Source organism: Dyella sp. ASV21, assembly GCF_016428975.1.
Lineage (GTDB): Bacteria > Pseudomonadota > Gammaproteobacteria > Xanthomonadales > Rhodanobacteraceae > Dyella.
The window spans coordinates 1-17,781 of sequence record NZ_JAELTT010000050.1 but is presented as its reverse complement, the minus strand read 5'-3'; the positions used below and the strand labels follow the sequence as shown (position 1 = coordinate 17,781).

General features: G+C 63.4%; 15 protein-coding genes and 2 pseudogenes. 4 read left to right on the top strand and 13 right to left on the bottom strand.

The window, feature by feature from the left end; translation table 11 throughout:
• Window positions 1-156 precede the first annotated feature (156 nt).
• The 6 genes from mgtA to JHD67_RS15355 all read right to left on the bottom strand — a co-directional run bounded on the left by mgtA (window position 157) and on the right by JHD67_RS15355 (window position 7,133).
• Window positions 157-2,823 carry a magnesium-translocating P-type ATPase gene (mgtA, locus tag JHD67_RS15380; RefSeq protein WP_199100108.1) on the bottom strand — a complete coding sequence of 889 codons (2,667 nt, stop codon included), beginning with the start codon at window positions 2,821-2,823 and terminating at the stop codon, window positions 157-159.
• Window positions 2,824-2,992: 169 nt separating this feature from the next.
• A complete protein-coding gene (locus tag JHD67_RS15375) occupies window positions 2,993-3,238 on the bottom strand; it encodes a hypothetical protein (protein WP_199100107.1) in 246 nt (81 codons plus the stop codon).
• A 511-nt stretch (window positions 3,239-3,749) separates the two neighbouring features.
• Entirely contained in the window at window positions 3,750-4,658 is a 909-nt protein-coding gene (gene cyoE / locus JHD67_RS15370) for a heme o synthase (protein ID WP_199100106.1), read from the bottom strand.
• A gap of 2 nt (window positions 4,659-4,660) precedes the next feature.
• Window positions 4,661-5,827: a COX15/CtaA family protein gene (locus JHD67_RS15365; protein ID WP_199100105.1), complete on the bottom strand. Its 1,167-nt coding sequence runs from the start codon at window positions 5,825-5,827 to the stop codon at window positions 4,661-4,663.
• The gene (locus tag JHD67_RS15360; RefSeq protein ID WP_199100104.1) at window positions 5,827-6,396 is read right to left on the bottom strand and encodes a hypothetical protein; all 570 of its coding nucleotides are present in this window, start codon (window positions 6,394-6,396) and stop codon (window positions 5,827-5,829) included. The genes JHD67_RS15365 and JHD67_RS15360 overlap by 1 nt, the downstream gene beginning before the upstream one ends.
• Entirely contained in the window at window positions 6,393-7,133 is a 741-nt protein-coding gene (locus tag JHD67_RS15355; protein ID WP_199100103.1) for an SURF1 family protein, read from the bottom strand. Before JHD67_RS15355 ends, JHD67_RS15360 begins: the two co-directional genes overlap by 4 nt.
• A gap of 59 nt (window positions 7,134-7,192) precedes the next feature.
• On the opposite strand from JHD67_RS15355, the gene JHD67_RS15350 reads away from it, so the two are divergent.
• Window positions 7,193-7,408, top strand: a complete 216-nt coding sequence (locus JHD67_RS15350; protein ID WP_199100102.1) for a twin transmembrane helix small protein — start codon at window positions 7,193-7,195, stop codon at window positions 7,406-7,408.
• Window positions 7,409-7,566: 158 nt separating this feature from the next.
• Here the strand turns inward: JHD67_RS15350 and JHD67_RS15345 are convergent, their stop codons facing one another.
• The 5 genes from JHD67_RS15345 to JHD67_RS15330 form a co-directional block, all read right to left on the bottom strand.
• Entirely contained in the window at window positions 7,567-8,454 is an 888-nt protein-coding gene (locus JHD67_RS15345) for a cytochrome c oxidase subunit 3 (protein WP_199100101.1), read from the bottom strand.
• Between the two features lie 114 nt (window positions 8,455-8,568).
• Complete coding sequence (locus tag JHD67_RS22640; protein ID WP_255557329.1) at window positions 8,569-8,700, bottom strand: hypothetical protein; 132 nt, start codon at window positions 8,698-8,700, stop codon at window positions 8,569-8,571.
• 52 nt (window positions 8,701-8,752) lie between these two features.
• The gene (gene ctaD / locus JHD67_RS15340; protein ID WP_233171945.1) at window positions 8,753-10,294 is read right to left on the bottom strand and encodes a cytochrome c oxidase subunit I; all 1,542 of its coding nucleotides are present in this window, start codon (window positions 10,292-10,294) and stop codon (window positions 8,753-8,755) included.
• 123 nt (window positions 10,295-10,417) lie between these two features.
• Window positions 10,418-11,308, bottom strand: coding sequence for a cytochrome c oxidase subunit II (coxB, locus tag JHD67_RS15335; RefSeq protein ID WP_233171944.1), 891 nt, complete (start codon window positions 11,306-11,308; stop codon window positions 10,418-10,420).
• Window positions 11,309-11,408: 100 nt separating this feature from the next.
• Window positions 11,409-11,852 carry a DUF2244 domain-containing protein gene (locus JHD67_RS15330; protein ID WP_199100120.1) on the bottom strand — a complete coding sequence of 148 codons (444 nt, stop codon included), beginning with the start codon at window positions 11,850-11,852 and terminating at the stop codon, window positions 11,409-11,411.
• Window positions 11,853-12,349: 497 nt separating this feature from the next.
• On the opposite strand from JHD67_RS15330, the gene putA reads away from it, so the two are divergent.
• The 3 genes and pseudogenes from putA to JHD67_RS22380 all read left to right on the top strand — a co-directional run.
• Complete coding sequence (gene putA / locus JHD67_RS15325) at window positions 12,350-15,538, top strand: bifunctional proline dehydrogenase/L-glutamate gamma-semialdehyde dehydrogenase PutA (RefSeq protein WP_199100099.1); 3,189 nt, start codon at window positions 12,350-12,352, stop codon at window positions 15,536-15,538.
• 62 nt (window positions 15,539-15,600) lie between these two features.
• A complete protein-coding gene (locus JHD67_RS15320; protein ID WP_199100098.1) occupies window positions 15,601-16,341 on the top strand; it encodes a TlpA disulfide reductase family protein in 741 nt (246 codons plus the stop codon).
• A 250-nt stretch (window positions 16,342-16,591) separates the two neighbouring features.
• Window positions 16,592-17,131 (top strand): annotated as a pseudogene (locus JHD67_RS22380) (integrase core domain-containing protein); the annotation flags it as partial.
• A gap of 4 nt (window positions 17,132-17,135) precedes the next feature.
• Here JHD67_RS22380 and JHD67_RS15310 read toward each other — a convergent pair.
• Together JHD67_RS15310 and JHD67_RS15305 are read right to left on the bottom strand one after the other, a co-directional pair.
• Complete coding sequence (locus tag JHD67_RS15310) at window positions 17,136-17,459, bottom strand: hypothetical protein (protein WP_199100096.1); 324 nt, start codon at window positions 17,457-17,459, stop codon at window positions 17,136-17,138.
• 235 nt (window positions 17,460-17,694) lie between these two features.
• Window positions 17,695-17,781, bottom strand: a pseudogene (locus JHD67_RS15305) (IS3 family transposase); the annotation flags it as partial.

The following is a 17,781-nucleotide window of genomic DNA, read 5'->3' as shown; positions in this document are numbered from 1 at the left end:
CATCTCCTTGAAACAGTGGGGACGACAGCGCCGTCCACGTTTTCTTCGGGAAAGGCCGGACGTCTGCACCCGCGCCCGCGCCGGTGCCGTCCAAACCATCGTCAGGCTGGCGCCGAGGCGACCGGAGTCACCTCGCGCCAGCCATGAGCGCCAGCGTCAGAGCCAGCGACCGTAACGGCGGATGTACACCGTCTTGACGATCTGCGTAAGTACCGCGTAGGTGAACACGGTTACCGCAACCCAGCCGTAGTACACCATCGGCAACGCGACGAAACCGAACTTCGCGCCGATACCCGTGAACGGCAACACCAGGCCAATCAGGATGGTTGCCGTGGTGAGCGCCAGCACCGGGGCCGAAGCAATGCTCTGCAGGAACGGAATCTTGCGCGTGCGGATCATGTGCACGATCAGCGTCTGCGTGAGCAGGCTCTCCACGAACCAGCCGGTCTGGAAGAACGCCTGGTGATCGGGTGAGTTCGCGCCGAACACGTGCCACAACAGCCAATAGGTCGTCATGTCGAAGATCGAGCTGACGGGACCGATCCACACCATGAAGCGGCCGATGTCGCTGGCGTCCCACTTGCGCGGCTTGCGCAGGTACTCATCGTCCATGCGGTCGAACGGAATCGACAACTGCGAGGTGTGATACAGCAGGTCCAGCACCAGCAGTTGCAGCGGCAGCATCGGCAGGAACGGCAGGAACGCACTCGCCACCAGCACCGAGAACATGTTGCCGAAGTTCGAGCTGGCGGTCATCTTGATGTACTTGATGATGTTGCCGAAGGTAATGCGGCCTTCGATCACACCCTCTTCCAGCACCATCAAGTTCTTTTCGAGCAGGATGATGTCCGCCGACTCCTTGGCGATGTCGGTGGCGGTATCCACCGAGATACCCACGTCCGCCTCGCGCAGCGCCGGTGCATCGTTGATGCCATCGCCCAGGAAGCCCACCGTGTGGCCCTGGCGCTGCAGCGACTTCACCACGCGCGCCTTCTGCAACGGCGACATCTTGGCGAACACCGTGGTGCGCTTGACCAGCTCGTCGAGCTCATCGTCGTCCAGCGGCTCAATGTGCTTGCCTTGTGCCGAGTTCGCCACGTCCAGGCCGACCTCGCGGCAGATCTTGCGCGTCACCGCTTCGTTGTCGCCGGTGATCACTTTCACTTCAACGCCGTGGTGATGAAGCGCGGCAATCGCCGTACCGGCCGTGTCCTTCGGCGGGTCGAGGAAAGCCAGGCAACCGATCGCCGTGAGGCCGCTTTCGTCCGCCACGCCGTAGGCGCGATCGAGCGGCGGCTGATGCTTCACCGCCACCACCAGCACGCGCAAGCCATCCTCGTTGAGGTGACGCGTCATCGCCTTGATGCTGGCGCGCTGATCGTCGTCCATCGGCAGAATCTCGTCGCCCGCCTTGGCGTGCGAACAGATCGCCAGCATCTCTTCCACCGCGCCCTTGCAGACCAGCAGTTCGTTACCGTTGCCGTTGCTCACGATCACCGACATGCGGCGGCGCTGGAAGTCGAACGGGATCTCGTCGACGATGTGGAAGTGCTGCGCCACCTCTTCCAGGTCACGATGCGCCAGCACCGCCTTGTCCATCAGGTTCTTCAGGCCGGTCTGGAAACGGCTGTTGAGATAGCCGAACTCCAGCGCCTCGTCCGACTCTTCGCCAAACAGGTCCAGATGGCGCTCCAGCACGATCTTGTCCAGCGTGAGCGTGCCGGTCTTGTCCGTGCACAGCACGTCCATCGCGCCGAAGTTCTGGATAGCGTTGAGGCGCTTCACCACCACCTTGCGCTTGGACATCGCAATGGCGCCCTTGGCCAGGTTCGCCGTCACGATGAGCGGCAGCATCTCGGGCGTGAGGCCCACCGCTACCGACAGCGCGAACAAGAACGCCTGCAGCCAGTCACCCTTGTCCAGGCCGTTGATGAAGAAAACGATCGGCACCATCACCGCCATGAAGCGGATCAGCAGCCAGCTCACGCTCTTCACGCCGCGGTCGAAGCTGGTCTGCACGCGCTGGCCCACCACCGAGCGGGCGAGCGAGCCGAGATAGGTGCGACCGCCGGTGGCCACCACCACAGCCGTGGCCGTGCCACTGACCACGTTGGTGCCCATGAAGCAGACCGTGCCCAGATCCAGCGGGCTGTCGCCGGCCTGGCCGTCCAGTTCGTCATGCGCCTGCAACTGCGAAGGCGGCGCTTTCTCCACCGGCAGCGACTCACCGGTAAGAATGGCCTGGCTGATGAAAAGATCCTTGGCCGAGACCAGGCGCAGGTCCGCGGGCACCATGTCACCCGCCGCCAGATGCACGATATCGCCCGCCACCAATTCGCCCACCGGCACTTCGATGCGCTCGCTGTGGCCATCGGAGGCGCGGCGCGTCACCGTGGCGGTATTGCGCACCATCGCCTTGAGCTTTTCGGCTGCTTTGGACGAGCGGTATTCCTGGGTAAAGCTCAGGAACACGCTGATGAACACCATCACCGAAATAATCGTGGGGCCGGTGAGGTTGGTGTGATCGGTCGCCAGCTGCACGCAGGCCAGCACCAGCAGAACCACGATAAACGGGTTCATGAAGGCGTGCAGGAGCTGCTTGGTCCAATGCGGCGGACGCTCGTGCGACACCTCGTTCACGCCATCGCGATCGAGACGCTCGGCGATCTGCTCCTCGTTCAAACCGGCGGCACTGGTATCGAGCGCCGCGAACAGCGCCTCGTTATGGCGGAAGGCTTCTTGCGCCACGGCCACGCGCAATGGCGCGGCCGCATTCTTGCCGGCCGCCTTGCCGGTGACGGTCTGGGGGGAGTGCTTGGACATGACTCGCTTCCGTGAAAATCGGTGACATCAGGGCCGGACCAGCGAGCCGGCGGGGCCTTACCCCGCGCGTGACGCCATGACCTGCATTACAGACTTCGTCGCAATCGATCCCACGGGACTGGCGGAGGCCAGCCCTTGCGGGGCCATTCGATGCGCGACGAGGCCTTCATCAGTGACTGGATACCAGCTGTAGATGACGCTGCGCTTGCGGAGCGGCATGTTCATGCCAATGCGCCACCGGACGGCCGCGCGCAGGCTCGGCATTCCAGTGCATGTCCAGCGTGACGGCCGGAGCGGGGGCATCGTTGAGCGGTGCGGGGACCGTAATGGTCCAGGCACGACGGGAATCCACGGCACGGCCCGATAGCAGGCGCGCAGCCGTGTGCAAACGAAAGAAATCGCGAAGGAGCTTCATGGGCCCATCTCCTCGTTAACGGCGCCGACGGCGCCGTCAGAGGTGGGCCGGTCTTCCCTAGTCGAGGAAAGCGCCAGCCGACCGCAGGCGGTCGCCGCAGCAAGTCAGCTTGTTATGCGATGCCGGCACCCGATGCTCGCGGATGTCGACATTGCGACTAGGGTAAACGTCCATATGCCTTGGGTTGATAGGACAGAGGCCACGTGGGGCGCGTTGCGCCTGGTGGCGCGCGAATTGTCTTGCTGCGCTGCGCAAGTGTCAACCCTGTGACGGTGGAATGGGGATCGAAAGTTGCTGCGCTGCACACGCCGCCGCGACGCAGCCATGGGCGCGAGGCGCCCCATGATGGCACCGGCCTGTGCGACGCCCCGCGGGCAGGCCCCATGCATCGACCTTATGCGGGCGACTCAGCCCCGGCTGGCCCCTCGCGTAGCGGGTAGCAGACGCCCCTACCCGCGCCTCCCCGCCTGCACCCCGGCGGGGCTGCGAAGCGCACGCGATCGGCCACCACTCACGCCGCGCGTTGAAACACCATGCTCTGATGCTGCACCAGCGGCTCCATCAGCCAATGGTCCGCCAGCAAGAAGGCGAACAAGGCCATCAGGTACACGATGGAATAGTTGAACACCTTCATCGCGAACAACTCGTCCGGCGGATTGAGCAAGCGGATCGCGTAGTAGAGAAAACCCACGCCCAGCACCACGGCGCCACCCAGATACACCATGCCGCTGTAACCCGTGAGCGTCGGCAACAGCGTCACCAGCACCAACAGGATCGTGTAGAACAACACGTGCCAGCGGGTGAACACCACGCCATGCGTCACCGGCAACATCGGCACCTGCGCGCGGGAGTAATCATCGCGACGGAAGATCGCCAGCGCCCAGAAATGCGGCGGCGTCCATACGAAGATAATCAGGCACAACTGCAGCGCGAAGGCGTGCAGTTCGCCGGTGACCGCCGTCCACCCCAACACCGGCGGAATCGCACCGGCCAGGCCACCAATCACGATGTTCTGCGGCGTCGCACGCTTGAGGTAAGCGGTGTAGACCACCGCGTAACCGATCAAGCCGCCAAAGGTCAGCAACGCGGTGAGCGGATTCACCAGCAACACCAGAATCAGCATCGAGACGGCACCCAGCACCATGGCGAAGGTGAACACCTGGAGTGGCTTGAGATGTCCGGTGGCGAGCGGGCGATGGGCGGTGCGCGCCATCACCTTGTCGATGCGCTGATCGATCAAATGATTGAACGCCGCCGCCGAGGCGGAGGCCATCCAGATACCCAGCGTGCCGAACACCAGCGCCCGCCACGGCGGCACGCCCGGCACGGCGAGAAACATGCCGATGACGGCACAGAACACCAGCAACGCCACCACGCGCGGCTTGGTCAGCTCCAGGTACTCATGGAAACGACGGCTCATCGTCAGTAGCGCCCGTAGGAATGGAACATCGACTCGTCGTGGCGCTTCTGCGTGCGCGCCAGTGTAGCCAGCAAGGTAAACAGCAGCAGCGCCGCCACACCATTGTGCAACGTCGCCACCGGCAAAGGCAGCCCGAAATGCACATTGCTGATGCCCAGCAACACCTGCGCCACCAACACCACGGCCATCGCAAGCCCCTGTGCGCGCAGGCCGCGGCGCATGGCGCGCTGCGTCAGCCACGCCAGATAGCAGAACACCACCAGCGCACCGATGCGATGCGCGATCTGGATGGCGCTGCGTGCCGCCATGTCGAGCACACCGCCTTCGTAATTCACGCCAATGCCGCGCCACAAGACAAAGCCCTCATGGAAGTCGGTGGGCGGCATCCACTGCCCCAGGCACCTGGGGAAATCGGTACCGCAAGCCAGCGCGGCGTAATTGGACGACGTCCAGCCGCCTAGCGCGATCTGCGCCAGCAACAACACGATGCCCACCACCACGGCACGACGCAACGAGGCAAGCTGATCGTCGCGAGCGCTCACGCCCGCAAAACGCAGCGCGGCGTACGCCAACAACGCGAACGTGGCCATGCCGCCCATCAAATGCCCCATCACCACGATGGGCTTGAGCAGCAAGGTCACCGTCCACATGCCAAGCATCGCCTGGAATATCACCACCGACAGCGCCAGCACGCTGATGCGCCATGCGCCGGGGCGCTGCAAACCGATGGCCGCGATCAGTGGCAAAGCGATGGCAAGACCGGAGATCAGCAGCGACCAATGATGTTCGCCACGTATGTACAAGCCCACGCCCACCGCCGCGAAGATTGCGCCAAGGATCACCGCGTAACGTGCCCACGGGCGCCGCCAGCTGGCGATCAAGGCCAGCGCAAGCACCAGGGTGCCGAGCGTACCGGCAAGAAAACGGTGCACCTGCTCGCGCCATGCCTTGTGCGTTTCGAAGGGGCGATCCGGAAAGGCCTGGTTGGCCTGGGCGATTTCGTGCTGATGCTCGGGCCAGCTGATCTTGCCGTAGCAGGTAGGCCAGTCCGGGCACGACAAACCGGCGTTGGACAAGCGCACGAACGCCCCGAACATCACCACGCCAAAGGCAAATACCGCCGCCAGCAGGGCCAAGCCGCGAAGCACTTTGAGGGAACGGGCGCTCATCAACGAATCACCTTCTGCAGATCCTTGCGCAGGCCGGAGGGATCGAACCCCGCCGGATAAAACGACAGCGCCGTGCCATCGGACTCCACCAGCAACGCCGACACGCTATCGGCCGCCTCCGGCCGGAACGTGGCCAGTCGCGCCTGGGGGTCCTCGCCCAGTTGCCAATACTCGGTCATGCCGCTCTCCGCCGCATGGGCCGGAGGCATACCCACGTACAGCAGACGCAGGCGTGGCGCGTTGCGGTTGAGCGTAATGCGCGCCGCTGCCATCTTGGTCAGGGTATCCAGGCACTGCGCGGCGCAGTTCGGGCCCGCCAGCGCGATCAAGGTGAGCTTGGGCTCGCTGTCACGCCAAACCCACGCCTTGCCGTCGGCAAGATTCACCGGCAACTGCTCCTGGGCGAAATTGCGCTGCGGCAATACGGGCTGGCCGTTGGCCTTGCCGCTCGGCTGCCAGCCACCCAGGGTGAGCAGGCCCGCCGCCAGGATGGGCGCGGCAAACACCAGCATGATCAACAAGAGTTTGAGACGGCTCGCGCGCAGCGCGGCGGGATCGGGCTTATTCATGGGCGGTCCGACGGGGATGCGGGGCGACGGCGATGGAGCACCAGCAGAATCACCACCGCCGCGAGGGCAAAGGTGAACCACTGGAACGCATAGGCACGATGGCGCGCGGGCGGCATCGCGGAAAAATCGAGCGTGTGCTCGCGCACGTAGATGGCGCCAGGGTCCGGGTCCAGCGAGAGCACATACGGATACAGGGAGCGCCCCAGATCGGCGGAGACCTGCGCGATATCCAGGTATACCGTGGTCTTGGGCCAGCGCGTCTGGCGCGCCAATGCGTTGCCGCCCATTTCATACCCCACGCCCGGCGGCGGCAGATACAGGCCGTGCAGCTCCTGCATGGCCACGGGCAACGGCGGCAATTGCGGCGACTGATCGGTGCCATTACCCGGCAGGAAACCCAAATCCACCAGCAGCAAGCGATCGTCGTTGCGCAGACGCAAAGGCGCATAGACTTCCACCCCGCCGCGCTGATCGTGCTTGGGGTTGTCCAGCAGATAGAGTCGATCGGCCAGATACTCGCCGTGTACGCCAACCCTGGCAAACGCGTCCGCCGGAGGCTTTAGCGCCACTGCGGCAAAGTCACGCGGAGCGGCCGTTTCCGCTGCGGCATACCGTCGCAGAATGTCTTCCTTTTCCGTGGCGCGATGCAGCTGCCACACGCCCAAACGTATGAACAACAAGGCGCCTGCCAGCGTCAGCAGCAGTGCAAACCAGGATGGACGGCGCAGCCACTTCACGCAGAGGCACCGCGCACGGCCGCTATACTCGGACTGTCAATAACGTTCGGACCAATCACGTGGAAACCATCTACAAATATGCGCTGGTGATTCTGCTGCTGGTGGTGCTGTTCAATCTTGGTCAAGCCCTGTATTTCATGATGACCGACAAGGAAAGCAGCAAGCGCACGGTGTGGGCGTTGACGCGCCGCATCGGCTTGTCGGTGCTGCTCATCCTGATGGTTGTGCTCGGTATCTGGATGGGCTGGCTGCATCCCCACGGCGTGGGTCAGTAATTGTAGCTGGCTGGTGCCAGCGGCGCGCCGCTGCGACATCCGGTTCCCTCCAAGGCCCGCCACCTGGCGGGCCTTGGCGTTTCGGCCCGGCCGGGGAAACGGCAGCCACAAAAAAAGCCCGCCGTTCGGCGGGCTTTTTGCTGCGGCGCGCAAGCGCCTCAGAGGATGTAGACGAACATGAACAGGCCCAGCCACACCACGTCCACAAAGTGCCAATACCAGGCGACCGCCTCAAAACCGAAGTGGTGATCCTTGGTGAAGTGACCCTTCGCCACGCGCAGCCAGATAATGGCCAGCATGATGGTGCCCAACGTGACATGCATGCCGTGGAAGCCGGTAAGCATGAAGAAGGTCGAACCGTAGACGCCGCTCTGCAGCGTCAGGTTGAGCTCCCGATAGGCCTCGATGTACTCGTGCGCCTGGAAATACAGGAAGGTGGTGCCCAGCAGCACGGTAAGGCCCAGGAACACCAGGATCTTGCCGCGATGCCCCGCCTTGAGCGCGTGATGCGCGATGGTGATGGTGACGCTGGAGGTAAGCAGGATCAGCGTATTCAGCAGCGGCAAACCCCACGGAGCCACCGTCTGGAACTGGCCACCGATGCGCTCCGGACCACCGCCACCGCCGGCACCCCATGCGGCCGCGTAATCGCTCCACAGAAACTGGTGGGTCAGCACACCATGGCCATCGCCGCCCAGCCACGGCACCGCGAACATGCGGGCGTAGAACAGCGCACCGAAGAAGGCACCGAAGAACATCACTTCGGAGAAAATAAACCACATCATGCCCATGCGGAACGAGCGATCCACCTGGCTGTTGTAGTTGCCGGCGAGCGACTCGCGGATCACCGAGCGGAACCAGCCGAAGAACATCAGCAGGATGCCGATAAAGCCGACCGTAAGCACGGTCTTGCCGAAGCTGGCCTCACCCGGAGGGGCATTGAGCCAGTGCGCGGCACCGAACACGGTGACGAACATGACGACCGCGGCCACGATCGGCCATGAACTCTTGCTCGGAACGAAATAAGCGCCTTGCTGCTGACCCATGGTGCGATCCCCGTGGATTTCTCTTGTTTACTTCCGCCCCCGCCGAACGGCACAGGGAACTTCAACCCGCCGCGCCCAAACGGCGCGACGGTGGAATACTGCTGCGGCAACGCGTCAGGAGTACGTCAACCCTTGCCACAGCGAAAGCAGAAAAATCGCCAGAGCGATGGCGCCGAACACCGTGACGGTGCGTCGCACTCCGCGCTTGCGGGCCTGCTCGATCGTTGCGCTTGAAGGCTGCTTCATCCGACTCGACTCCGCCCGCTCCGGCACACGACCGGAGCAGTCATGCATGTACTTAGTCTTCGACGTGGCCGTGAGCCAACTCGTCGTCGTGGATCACCGGCGGCACATCGAACGTGTGGTACGGCGCCGGCGACGGCACCGTCCACTCCAGGCCCTTGGCACCTTCCCACACGCGGTCGGCAGCCTTCTTCTTGGAGAACCACACGGCATGGACGATCACGCCGAGGAAGATCAGCTGCGAGGCACCGAACAGGAAGCCGCCGATGGAGCTGATCATGTTGAAGTTGGCGAAGGCGACGTTGTAGTCGGGGATACGGCGCGGCATGCCCGCCAGGCCCAGGAAATGCTGCGGGAAGAACAACACGTTCACCCAGATCACGCTGTTCCAGAAGTGGATCTTTCCCCACGTCTCGGAATACATGTGGCCGGTCCACTTCGGCAGCCAGTAATAGGTGGCGGCGATGATCGCGAAGATCGCACCGGTCACCAGCACGTAATGGAAGTGCGCCACCACGAAGTAGGAATCGTGGTACTGGAAGTCGGCCGGCGCCAACGCCAGCATGAGGCCCGAGAAGCCGCCGATAGTGAACAAGATCACGAAGGCCACGGCGAACAGCATTGGGGTCTCGAACGTCATCGAGCCACCCCACATGGTGCTCACCCAATTGAACACCTTCACGCCCGTCGGCACCGCGATCAGCATGGTGGCGTACATGAAGAAGATCTCGCCGCCCAAGGGCAGGCCCACCGCGAACATGTGGTGCGCCCACACAATGAACGAGAGGAAGGCGATCGAGGCAATCGCGAACACCATGGCCTTGTAGCCAAAGATCGGCTTGCGGGCGAAAGTGGGGATGATCTCCGAAACCAGGCCAAAGGCCGGCAGGATCATGATGTAGACCTCGGGGTGACCGAAGAACCAGAAAATGTGCTGGAACAGCACCGGGTCACCGCCACCGGCCGCATTGAAGAAGCTGGTGCCAAAATACTTGTCGGTGAGCAGCATGGTCACCGCGCCCGCCAGCACCGGCATCACCGCGATCAGCAGGAACGCCGTGATCAGCCAGCTCCACACGAACACCGGCATCTTGAGCAGATCCATGCCCGGCGCGCGCATGTTGAGGATGGTAGCGATGATGTTGATCGCACCCATGATGGAGCTGATACCCATCAAGTGCACCGCAAACACCACATAAGCCACCGAATCGCCCTGCAGCGACAGCGGCGGATACATGGTCCAGCCACCGGCAGGGCCGCCACCCGGTAGAAACAGGGTGGACAGCAGCAGCGCGAAGGCGAACGGCAGAATCCAGAACGACAGGTTGTTCATGCGCGGCAGGGCCATGTCCGGCGCGCCGATCATCAACGGGATCATCCAGTTGCCCAGGCCCACGAAGGCCGGCATCACTGCACCGAAAATCATCACCAGCGCGTGCATGGTGGTCATTTCGTTGAAGAAGTACGGCTGCACCAGCTGCATGCCGGGCTTGAACAACTCCGCGCGTATCACCATCGCGAAGCTGCCGCCAATAAAGAACATCAGGAGTGAGAACACCAGGTACAGCGTGCCGATGTCCTTGTGGTTGGTGGACATGCACCAACGCACAAAGAAGTTCTTGGGCGCGCCGTGATGATCGTCGTGGTGATCGTGCGTGGCTGCGTGGGCCATAACCTTACACCTCTACCTAAAAGCGGATACGTTGGACGAGCTGAGCGATCAGCCCTGATGGCCCTGGGAAACGGGTGCGTCGGAAGCCTGTGCGGTAGCCGGCGCGGGCGCGGTGGAAGCCGCCGCCGGAGCCGCCGGCGCGGGCTGAGTGGCCTGCGCCTGCTGCTCGGCCAGCCACTGCTCGAACTCCGCCTTGGGCACCGCCTTCACCACGATCGGCATGAAGCCGTGGTCCTGGCCACACAGTTCCGCGCACTGTCCGCGGTACTCGCCCGGCTCTTTGATGTTGGTCCAGGCCGCATTGACGATGCCGGGGATGGCATCCATCTTCCAGCCCAGCGCCGGCACCCACCACGAGTGGATGACGTCGCCGGCGGTGATCACGAAGCGGATCTTGGTGCCAACCGGAACCACCAGCGGCTTGTCCACGTTGATCAGGTAGGTGTTGTAGCCGTCCACCTTGACCGCATTCGGGTCGAGGCCGGAGTTGAGCTGACGGGTTTCGTCGCTCTCACGGTCGAGCTTGGACATGAAGCCGACCTTGTCGATCGCCTTGCCCTTGTAGTCGACGTAGTCATAGCGCCATTTCCACTGGTAGCCGGTGACCTTGACGGTCATTTCCGAACCGGTGGTATCGGCGAAGGTGCGCAGGCCGCCCGTGGCCAGGTAGGCCAGCACGATCAGGATGATCACCGGAATGGTGGTCCAGACGATTTCCAGCGTGGTGTTATGCGACCACTTTTCGGCCACCGCGCCGCGCGACTTGCGGAAGCGGAACATGGCGATGAACATCGCGCCGAACACCAGCACGCCGATCACCACGCACACGCCGAGCGCGACGTTGTTGAGGAAGTAAGGCTCGGACGACCACTCGGCAGCGCCGCGGGTCATGTTCAACTGTCCTGGCTGGGGATTGGCGAATGCCACGCCGCCGAACATTGCGAGAGCGAAGAGTGCGCATGCCGCAACTGCTCGCTTGATACTGCCAGGCCTGATGCCACCGCCAAATGTCATGTGTTGCACCTTTGTGCGTCTGAACCTACCTGCGTCGCCGAGGATCGTTGAGCTCCCTCAGCAACACCATGAGTTTCCTAGACAGCTCGGCACGTTCCTCATCCGCGAGAAAAGCACCGATTTCCAGCTCCCGTCCGTGCGACGTAAGCAACAGACGAGCCCTCCCCTGCTCGGCCTTCCACTGTACGCGCACCCAATAAACGGGAAAGCGCGCACATCGACGACCTGGCAGGAATTGCACCTCCAGCGACGATTCGTCGAGGGTGATGCGCTCGCTGCGGTCGCCAGCCCGCCAGGCTACGCCAAGGGCGAAAGCCACTGCGGAAGACTCGACCAAGGCAAACAGCGGTGCAAAGACATTCCCCTGCCACGCCCCCAACCCGGCCGTCGTCAGTGCCAGCGCCGCCAATACTCCGATGAGTCGACGCAGATCCCGGCGGCTGAGGGCACGATTTGGCTTGAGCCACATCGTTGCGCACGGCGAGCCGGCACCAGCAGGTCGAAGCACGATCATGAGGATCCGGCGTGCCTGGAACATCGGCATGATAGGCCGCCTCGACCACGATGAGCAACAACGCCGCAGGCGCTTGATTTGAAGCGGGGATGAACGAGAAATGTGTGCGACCGATGACACGCAGCACGCACGCGCACCATCACCTTTGCCTTGCACGTCATAGGCTTGCACTCGCACGCCGTGGGTCGTGCATGGCCCATGGACCCGCCCCGGAGGGGGTGCGACGGTTTGCCACGGGTCGCGCCGCAGCGCGCCGGCCGCAGCGGCGAGCTGGCGCCGCTGGGTTCGCCCCGGCCCCGGCACGCCTGGGCATCGGCACCCACCGGCTCCCCGCAAAGCCATCCACATATATAAGGTGTGCCGCAGCGCAACACCCCCGTACGGATGCGTGCGCATTCCCCCACGCGTACAATCCGGCGATTCCCCGCCCCGCCCTCTGTTCTGGCCATCCTGTGACACAGCCCATACTTAGCCCCGAACTCCCGACCGGCGTGCAGCCGGCCCGTGCCCGCATTACCGCGGCCTGGTTGCGTGACGAGACCGAAGCGGTCAACGACCTGCTGGCCCAGGCCACCCTGCCGCCCGCTGAGCGCGAGAAGGTGATCGACCTGGCCGCCGACCTGGTCAGCCGCGTGCGCGCCCGCGCCAAGGACCAGAGCGCGGTCGAATCCTTCATGCGCCAGTACGACCTCTCCTCCGAAGAAGGCGTGCTGTTGATGTGCGTGGCCGAAGCACTGTTGCGCATTCCCGACAAGAGCACGGCGGACAAGCTGATCCGCGACAAGCTCGGCGACGCCAACTGGAAGAAGCACCTCGGCCAGAGCGAGTCGATGTTCGTCAACGTGTCGACCTGGGGCCTGATGCTCACCGGCAAGCTGGTGACGCTGTCGGAGGAAACCCGCCACGACTTCACCGGCGCCCTGCGTCGCCTGGTGGGCCGCGCCGGCGAGCCGGCCGTTCGCCTGGCCGTCCGCCAGGCCATGCGCATCATGGGCCACCAGTTCGTGATGGGGCAAACCATCAACGACGCGCTGGATCGCTGCGCACAAAAGGAATACGCGGTGTATCGCTATTCCTACGACATGCTCGGCGAATCGGCGCTCACCAGCGAAACCGCCGAGCGCTACCAGCAGGATTACCGCAACGCGATCGCCGCCATCGGCTCGCGCGGCCCGTTCGCCAACCACACCGATGCACCGTCGATCTCGGTGAAGCTCTCCGCGCTGCATCCGCGCTACGAAGTGGCCAAGCGCGAGATCGCCCGTCGCGACCTCACCGCCAAGCTGCTGGAGTTGTCGCAGCTGGCCATGAGCAAGGGCATCGCGCTGTCCGTGGACGCGGAAGAAGCCGATCGCCTGGAACTGTCGCTGGACATCATCGGCGATGTGTTCGCGCACCCCTCCCTGCAAGGCTGGAATGGCCTGGGCATCGTGGTGCAGGCCTATTCCAAACGCACCCCTTTCGTCATCGACTGGCTGATCGAAACCGCCCGCGCCACCGGCCGCCGCTGGTACGTTCGCTTGGTGAAGGGCGCCTATTGGGACGCCGAGGTCAAGCGCGCCCAGGAAAACGGTCTCTCCGGCTACCCGGTGTATACACGCAAGCCCAATACCGACGTGTCCTACCTGGCCTGCGCGCGCAAGCTGTTCGATGCCGGCGTGGAACTGATCTATCCGCAGTTCGCCACGCATAACGCGCACACCATCGCCGCCGTGCATCACATCGCGCATGGCCGTCCTTACGAGTACCAGCGCCTGCACGGCATGGGCACGGATCTGTACGCCGAAGTGATCGGCAAGCAGAACCTCAATGTGCCGTGCCGTGTGTACGCGCCGGTGGGCACGCACGAAGACCTGCTGCCTTACCTGGTGCGTCGCCTGCTCGAAAACGGCGCCAACACCAGCTTCGTCAACCGCGTGGTCGATGAGACGCTGCCGGTACGCGACCTAGTGGCCGATCCGTGCGAAACCGTGCGCTCGTTTGCCTCCATCCCCCACCCGCGCATTCCGCTGCCGGTGAACCTTTACGGTGAGAATGCTGCGCCTGCGCAGAATTCAACTTTTGTATCCAGGAAGAACTCCATGGGCGTCAACTTCTCCAACGACAACGAACTGAAGGCGCTGGCCGAAGCCATCCAGGCCAAGTCCGGCCCGTGGACGGCCGAACCGCTGGTGGCGGGCGCCAGCAGCACGGGCGCCACCGTCTCGGTGACCAACCCGGCCGACCGCCGCCAAGTGGTGGGCAGCTACGTCACCGCCGACAGCGCCACCGTGGACAAGGCCCTGGCCAACGCTGTTCGCGCGCATCACGCCTGGGATCACCTGCCGGCCGCCAGCCGCGCCGCCATCCTCGAGCACGCCGCCGAACAGCTGGAAGCCCGTCGCGGTGAATTCATCGCGCTGTGCGTGCGCGAAGCCGGCAAGAGCCTGCCCGACGCCATCGCGGAAATCCGCGAAGCGGCCGACTTCCTGCGCTACTACGCCGCCATGGCGCGCCGCCTGTTCGGTCATCCCGAACAGCTGCCCGGCCCCACCGGCGAAAGCAACCAGCTGTTCTTGAGCGGCCGTGGCGTGTTTGTCTGTATCAGCCCGTGGAACTTCCCGCTGGCCATCTTCCTGGGCCAGGTCAGCGCCGCGCTCGCCGCCGGCAACAGCGTGATCGCCAAGCCCGCCGAGCAGACCAGCCTGATCGGCTACGCCGCCGTAAAACTGCTGCACGAAGCCGGCGTGCCCGCCGACGTGCTGCAGTACCTGCCCGGCGATGGCGCCACCGTCGGCGCCGCCCTTACCCGCGATCCGCGCGTGGCTGGCGTGGCCTTCACCGGCTCCACCGAAACCGCCTGGGCGATCAACCGCGCGCTGGCCGCACGCAATGCACCCATCGCCGTGCTCATCGCCGAAACGGGTGGCCAGAACGCGATGATCGCCGACTCCTCCGCACTGCCCGAGCAGATCGTCAAGGACGTGATCTCCTCCGCGTTCCAGTCCGCCGGCCAGCGTTGCTCGGCCGCGCGCGTGCTGTTCGTGCAGGAAGACATCGCCGACAAGGTCTGCGACATGCTCGCCGGCGCCATGGGCGAACTGAAGGTAGGCGACCCGGGCCAGCTCTCCACCGACGTGGGCCCGGTGATCGACGAAGACGCCAAGAAGATCCTCGTCGATCACGCCGCGCGCATGGACAAGGAAGCCAAGAAGATCGGCGAAGTGACGCTCGACCCGGCCACCACCGGCAACGGCACCTTCTTCGCGCCGCGCGCCTACGAAATCCCCTCGCTGTCCACGCTTACCCGCGAAGTGTTCGGCCCGGTGCTGCATGTGATCCGCTGGAAGGGCAACGAACTGACGAAGGTGGTCGACGACATCAACGCCACCGGCTACGGCCTCACGCTCGGCATCCACAGCCGCATCAACGACACGGTGGATTACATCCAGAGCAACGCGCGCGTGGGCAATTGCTACGTCAACCGCAACCAGATCGGTGCGGTGGTCGGCGTGCAGCCATTCGGCGGCGAAGGCCTCTCCGGCACCGGCCCGAAGGCCGGCGGTCCGCACTACCTGCTGCGCTTTGCCGGCGAGCGCACGCTCACCATCAACACCACGGCGGCGGGCGGCAACGCCTCGCTGCTGACCATCGGCGAATAATCGCCATGCAAAGGCCGGCGCGCGAGCGCCGGCCTTTTTTGTTTGCCCCAGGAGCCACCGTCGTGCGGCATCACCGCTTGCGTGCATCCTTGCTGAGCATCGCCCTATCCCTGCCGCTTGCGGCAGCCGCTCAAGACCCCGGCGCGGAACAACGCTTCGCCGCCACGCTGCACCTGGGCGCATCGCCAAACGTGCGCTACCTCGACGTTGCCGGCAAACCCCTGGACTACGCCGCCTTCGCGCAGCAACTGGGCCAAGGCCGCGACTACAGCATTACCCGCGACAGCCAAGCCCATGCCGCCGCGCTGCGCCTGCGCCGCCCCGGCGCATCCGCCGGTGAAGCCGGTCGCTTCGCCTTCAGCCGCGGCGATGCCTTCCCGCCCTTCGAACTCACCTCGCTACAAGGCAAGACACAACGTCTCGGCGATTTCCGCGGCCGCTACACCCTGGTGAGCTTCTTCTTCGCCGACTGCGCCCCCTGCATTGCCGAAGTGCCCACGCTCAACGCGTACGCAAGCGCGCACAGCGATATGAACTTCGTCGCCATTACCTATGAAGATGCCAACCAAGCCAATGCCTTCGTGCGCCAGCGCGGCCTGGAATGGAACGTACTGGTCGATGCCACCGCACTCACCGACACCCTCGGCATCGGCACCTATCCCACCGTGATGCTGATCGACCCCGAAGGCCGCGTCGCCGGCGCCGCCGTCGGCATGAACCTGCGCGACGACTCCGCAAAACGCCTCGCGGATCTTTCGGGGTGGATCGAGCAATGGCGCAAGCCGCTGCCACCAAGAAAATAGTTTCTCCGACGCATTCTCATAAAAATGACTACCAGACGCCGCCATTTCGTCAGCACTATTGGTTGCACCGAATTCGCGCTGCCTAAGAGATTAAAAAGCCCTGCGTGATTCAGAGACTTGCTGACCAGCTCAGCATGGCCGCAAGCGCATCTATCTATCACTGGGCAGTGGCCACGCCTCTTATGATGGACCAATCATTCGTGCAGCCACTCTTATCAGGACTGAAAGCAGTTGTCTGTACTGAAGGCAGTTAGTAGACGCATTGCGGGATGACCGGCGCTTTCGCACGTTCAACGTCATCGATGACTTGAGCCGGGAGGCGCCCGCGATCAGGTCGACTTGTACATGCCGGCGACTCGCGCCACCCGCACACTGAAGCGCATCGCATCACATCGCGGCTTGGCTTGGCTTGGCTTGGCTTGGCTTGGCTTGGCTTGGCCATCCTGCCAAGCTGCGTCTGGACAATGGCCCGGAATTTGTCGCATTGGCATTAACCGAATGGGCGAGGCGCAAAGACATCGCCATGGACCTCATCGAGCATGGCCGCCCGATGCAGAACGGATACGTCGAACGCTTCCATAGCAACTACCGGCGTGGCGTGCTCGACATGCATGGTTTCCGCACCCTCAACGATGAGCGTGAGCACGCGGACCAGTGACCGACCAACTACAACCGCGAGATTACCCATCACATATTCGGCGGGCTGACGCCCGCCGAATTCCGTCTCCAGAACGACCGTGCCACCTCCCGTTATTTTTGGCACCGATCTGAGGGAAAGCGACAGAAGTAAATCGTCAAGCCGGCGGAATGCCAAAAGTGGTGATGTAGCAATGTCCACTGCTTACCTCATAATCCACAAAGACGGGGAGCTGAGCTACGCGAGCGGCCAATACGGTTGACCAAAGCAATTTGCTACGTTGCTCGCTCTCGTTAGGAGGAATCTCCACGAGACCCATGTTGCATGTCGAGCCGGTATTCCACAGCGCAACAGCAACACCTCCGTAAGATTGCATCGTCCAGCTATTAGGTATCGCCTGAACTCGCACCGCGAAAGACTCTGCAGAGAAGAATGCCATGCTGGCAGCGAGGCCAGCGACAGTTCGAGAAAAGATGCTCATCAGTTTTCGTCCTTGAGTAAAAAGTAAGACGCTCGTGGTCTTCCTCAAATATTGAATCGGCCTTAGCCGACAAATGTCTTGGAGAGCAGCATGCGTACAGCGATCATACCCACGCTTAGCCAAGGCCATATCAGGCATGTCTGATATTGACCCACCCCCGTTTTCTAGGCCAACAGTCGGTAGAGAATCCGACCTGGGTAATCCCCCCGTTTTCCACGGGGCTCAGAAGTAGAAACTAAGCGGCCATGGCCAGCCGTTGCTTTGGTGTAAATCCGCCCAGGGCCATGTTCGGGCGGTCGTGATTGTACGTCCACATCCAGTC

Bases quoted from the DNA above. Each gene is read 5' to 3' on its own strand.
- mgtA (WP_199100108.1), bottom strand. From the start codon at position 2,823: ATGTCCAAGCACTCCCCCCAGACCGTCACCGGCAAGGCGGCCGGCAAG.
- JHD67_RS15375 (WP_199100107.1), bottom strand. From the start codon at position 3,238: ATGAAGCTCCTTCGCGATTTCTTTCGTTTGCACACGGCTGCGCGCCTG.
- cyoE (WP_199100106.1), bottom strand. From the start codon at position 4,658: ATGAGCCGTCGTTTCCATGAGTACCTGGAGCTGACCAAGCCGCGCGTG.
- JHD67_RS15365 (WP_199100105.1), bottom strand. From the start codon at position 5,827: ATGAGCGCCCGTTCCCTCAAAGTGCTTCGCGGCTTGGCCCTGCTGGCG.
- JHD67_RS15360 (WP_199100104.1), bottom strand. From the start codon at position 6,396: ATGAATAAGCCCGATCCCGCCGCGCTGCGCGCGAGCCGTCTCAAACTC.
- JHD67_RS15345 (WP_199100101.1), bottom strand. From the start codon at position 8,454: ATGGGTCAGCAGCAAGGCGCTTATTTCGTTCCGAGCAAGAGTTCATGG.
- JHD67_RS22640 (WP_255557329.1), bottom strand. From the start codon at position 8,700: ATGAAGCAGCCTTCAAGCGCAACGATCGAGCAGGCCCGCAAGCGCGGA.
- ctaD (WP_233171945.1), bottom strand. From the start codon at position 10,294: ATGTCCACCAACCACAAGGACATCGGCACGCTGTACCTGGTGTTCTCA.
- coxB (WP_233171944.1), bottom strand. From the start codon at position 11,308: ATGTTCGGCGGCGTGGCATTCGCCAATCCCCAGCCAGGACAGTTGAAC.
- JHD67_RS15330 (WP_199100120.1), bottom strand. From the start codon at position 11,852: ATGTGGCTCAAGCCAAATCGTGCCCTCAGCCGCCGGGATCTGCGTCGA.
- JHD67_RS15310 (WP_199100096.1), bottom strand. From the start codon at position 17,459: ATGAGCATCTTTTCTCGAACTGTCGCTGGCCTCGCTGCCAGCATGGCA.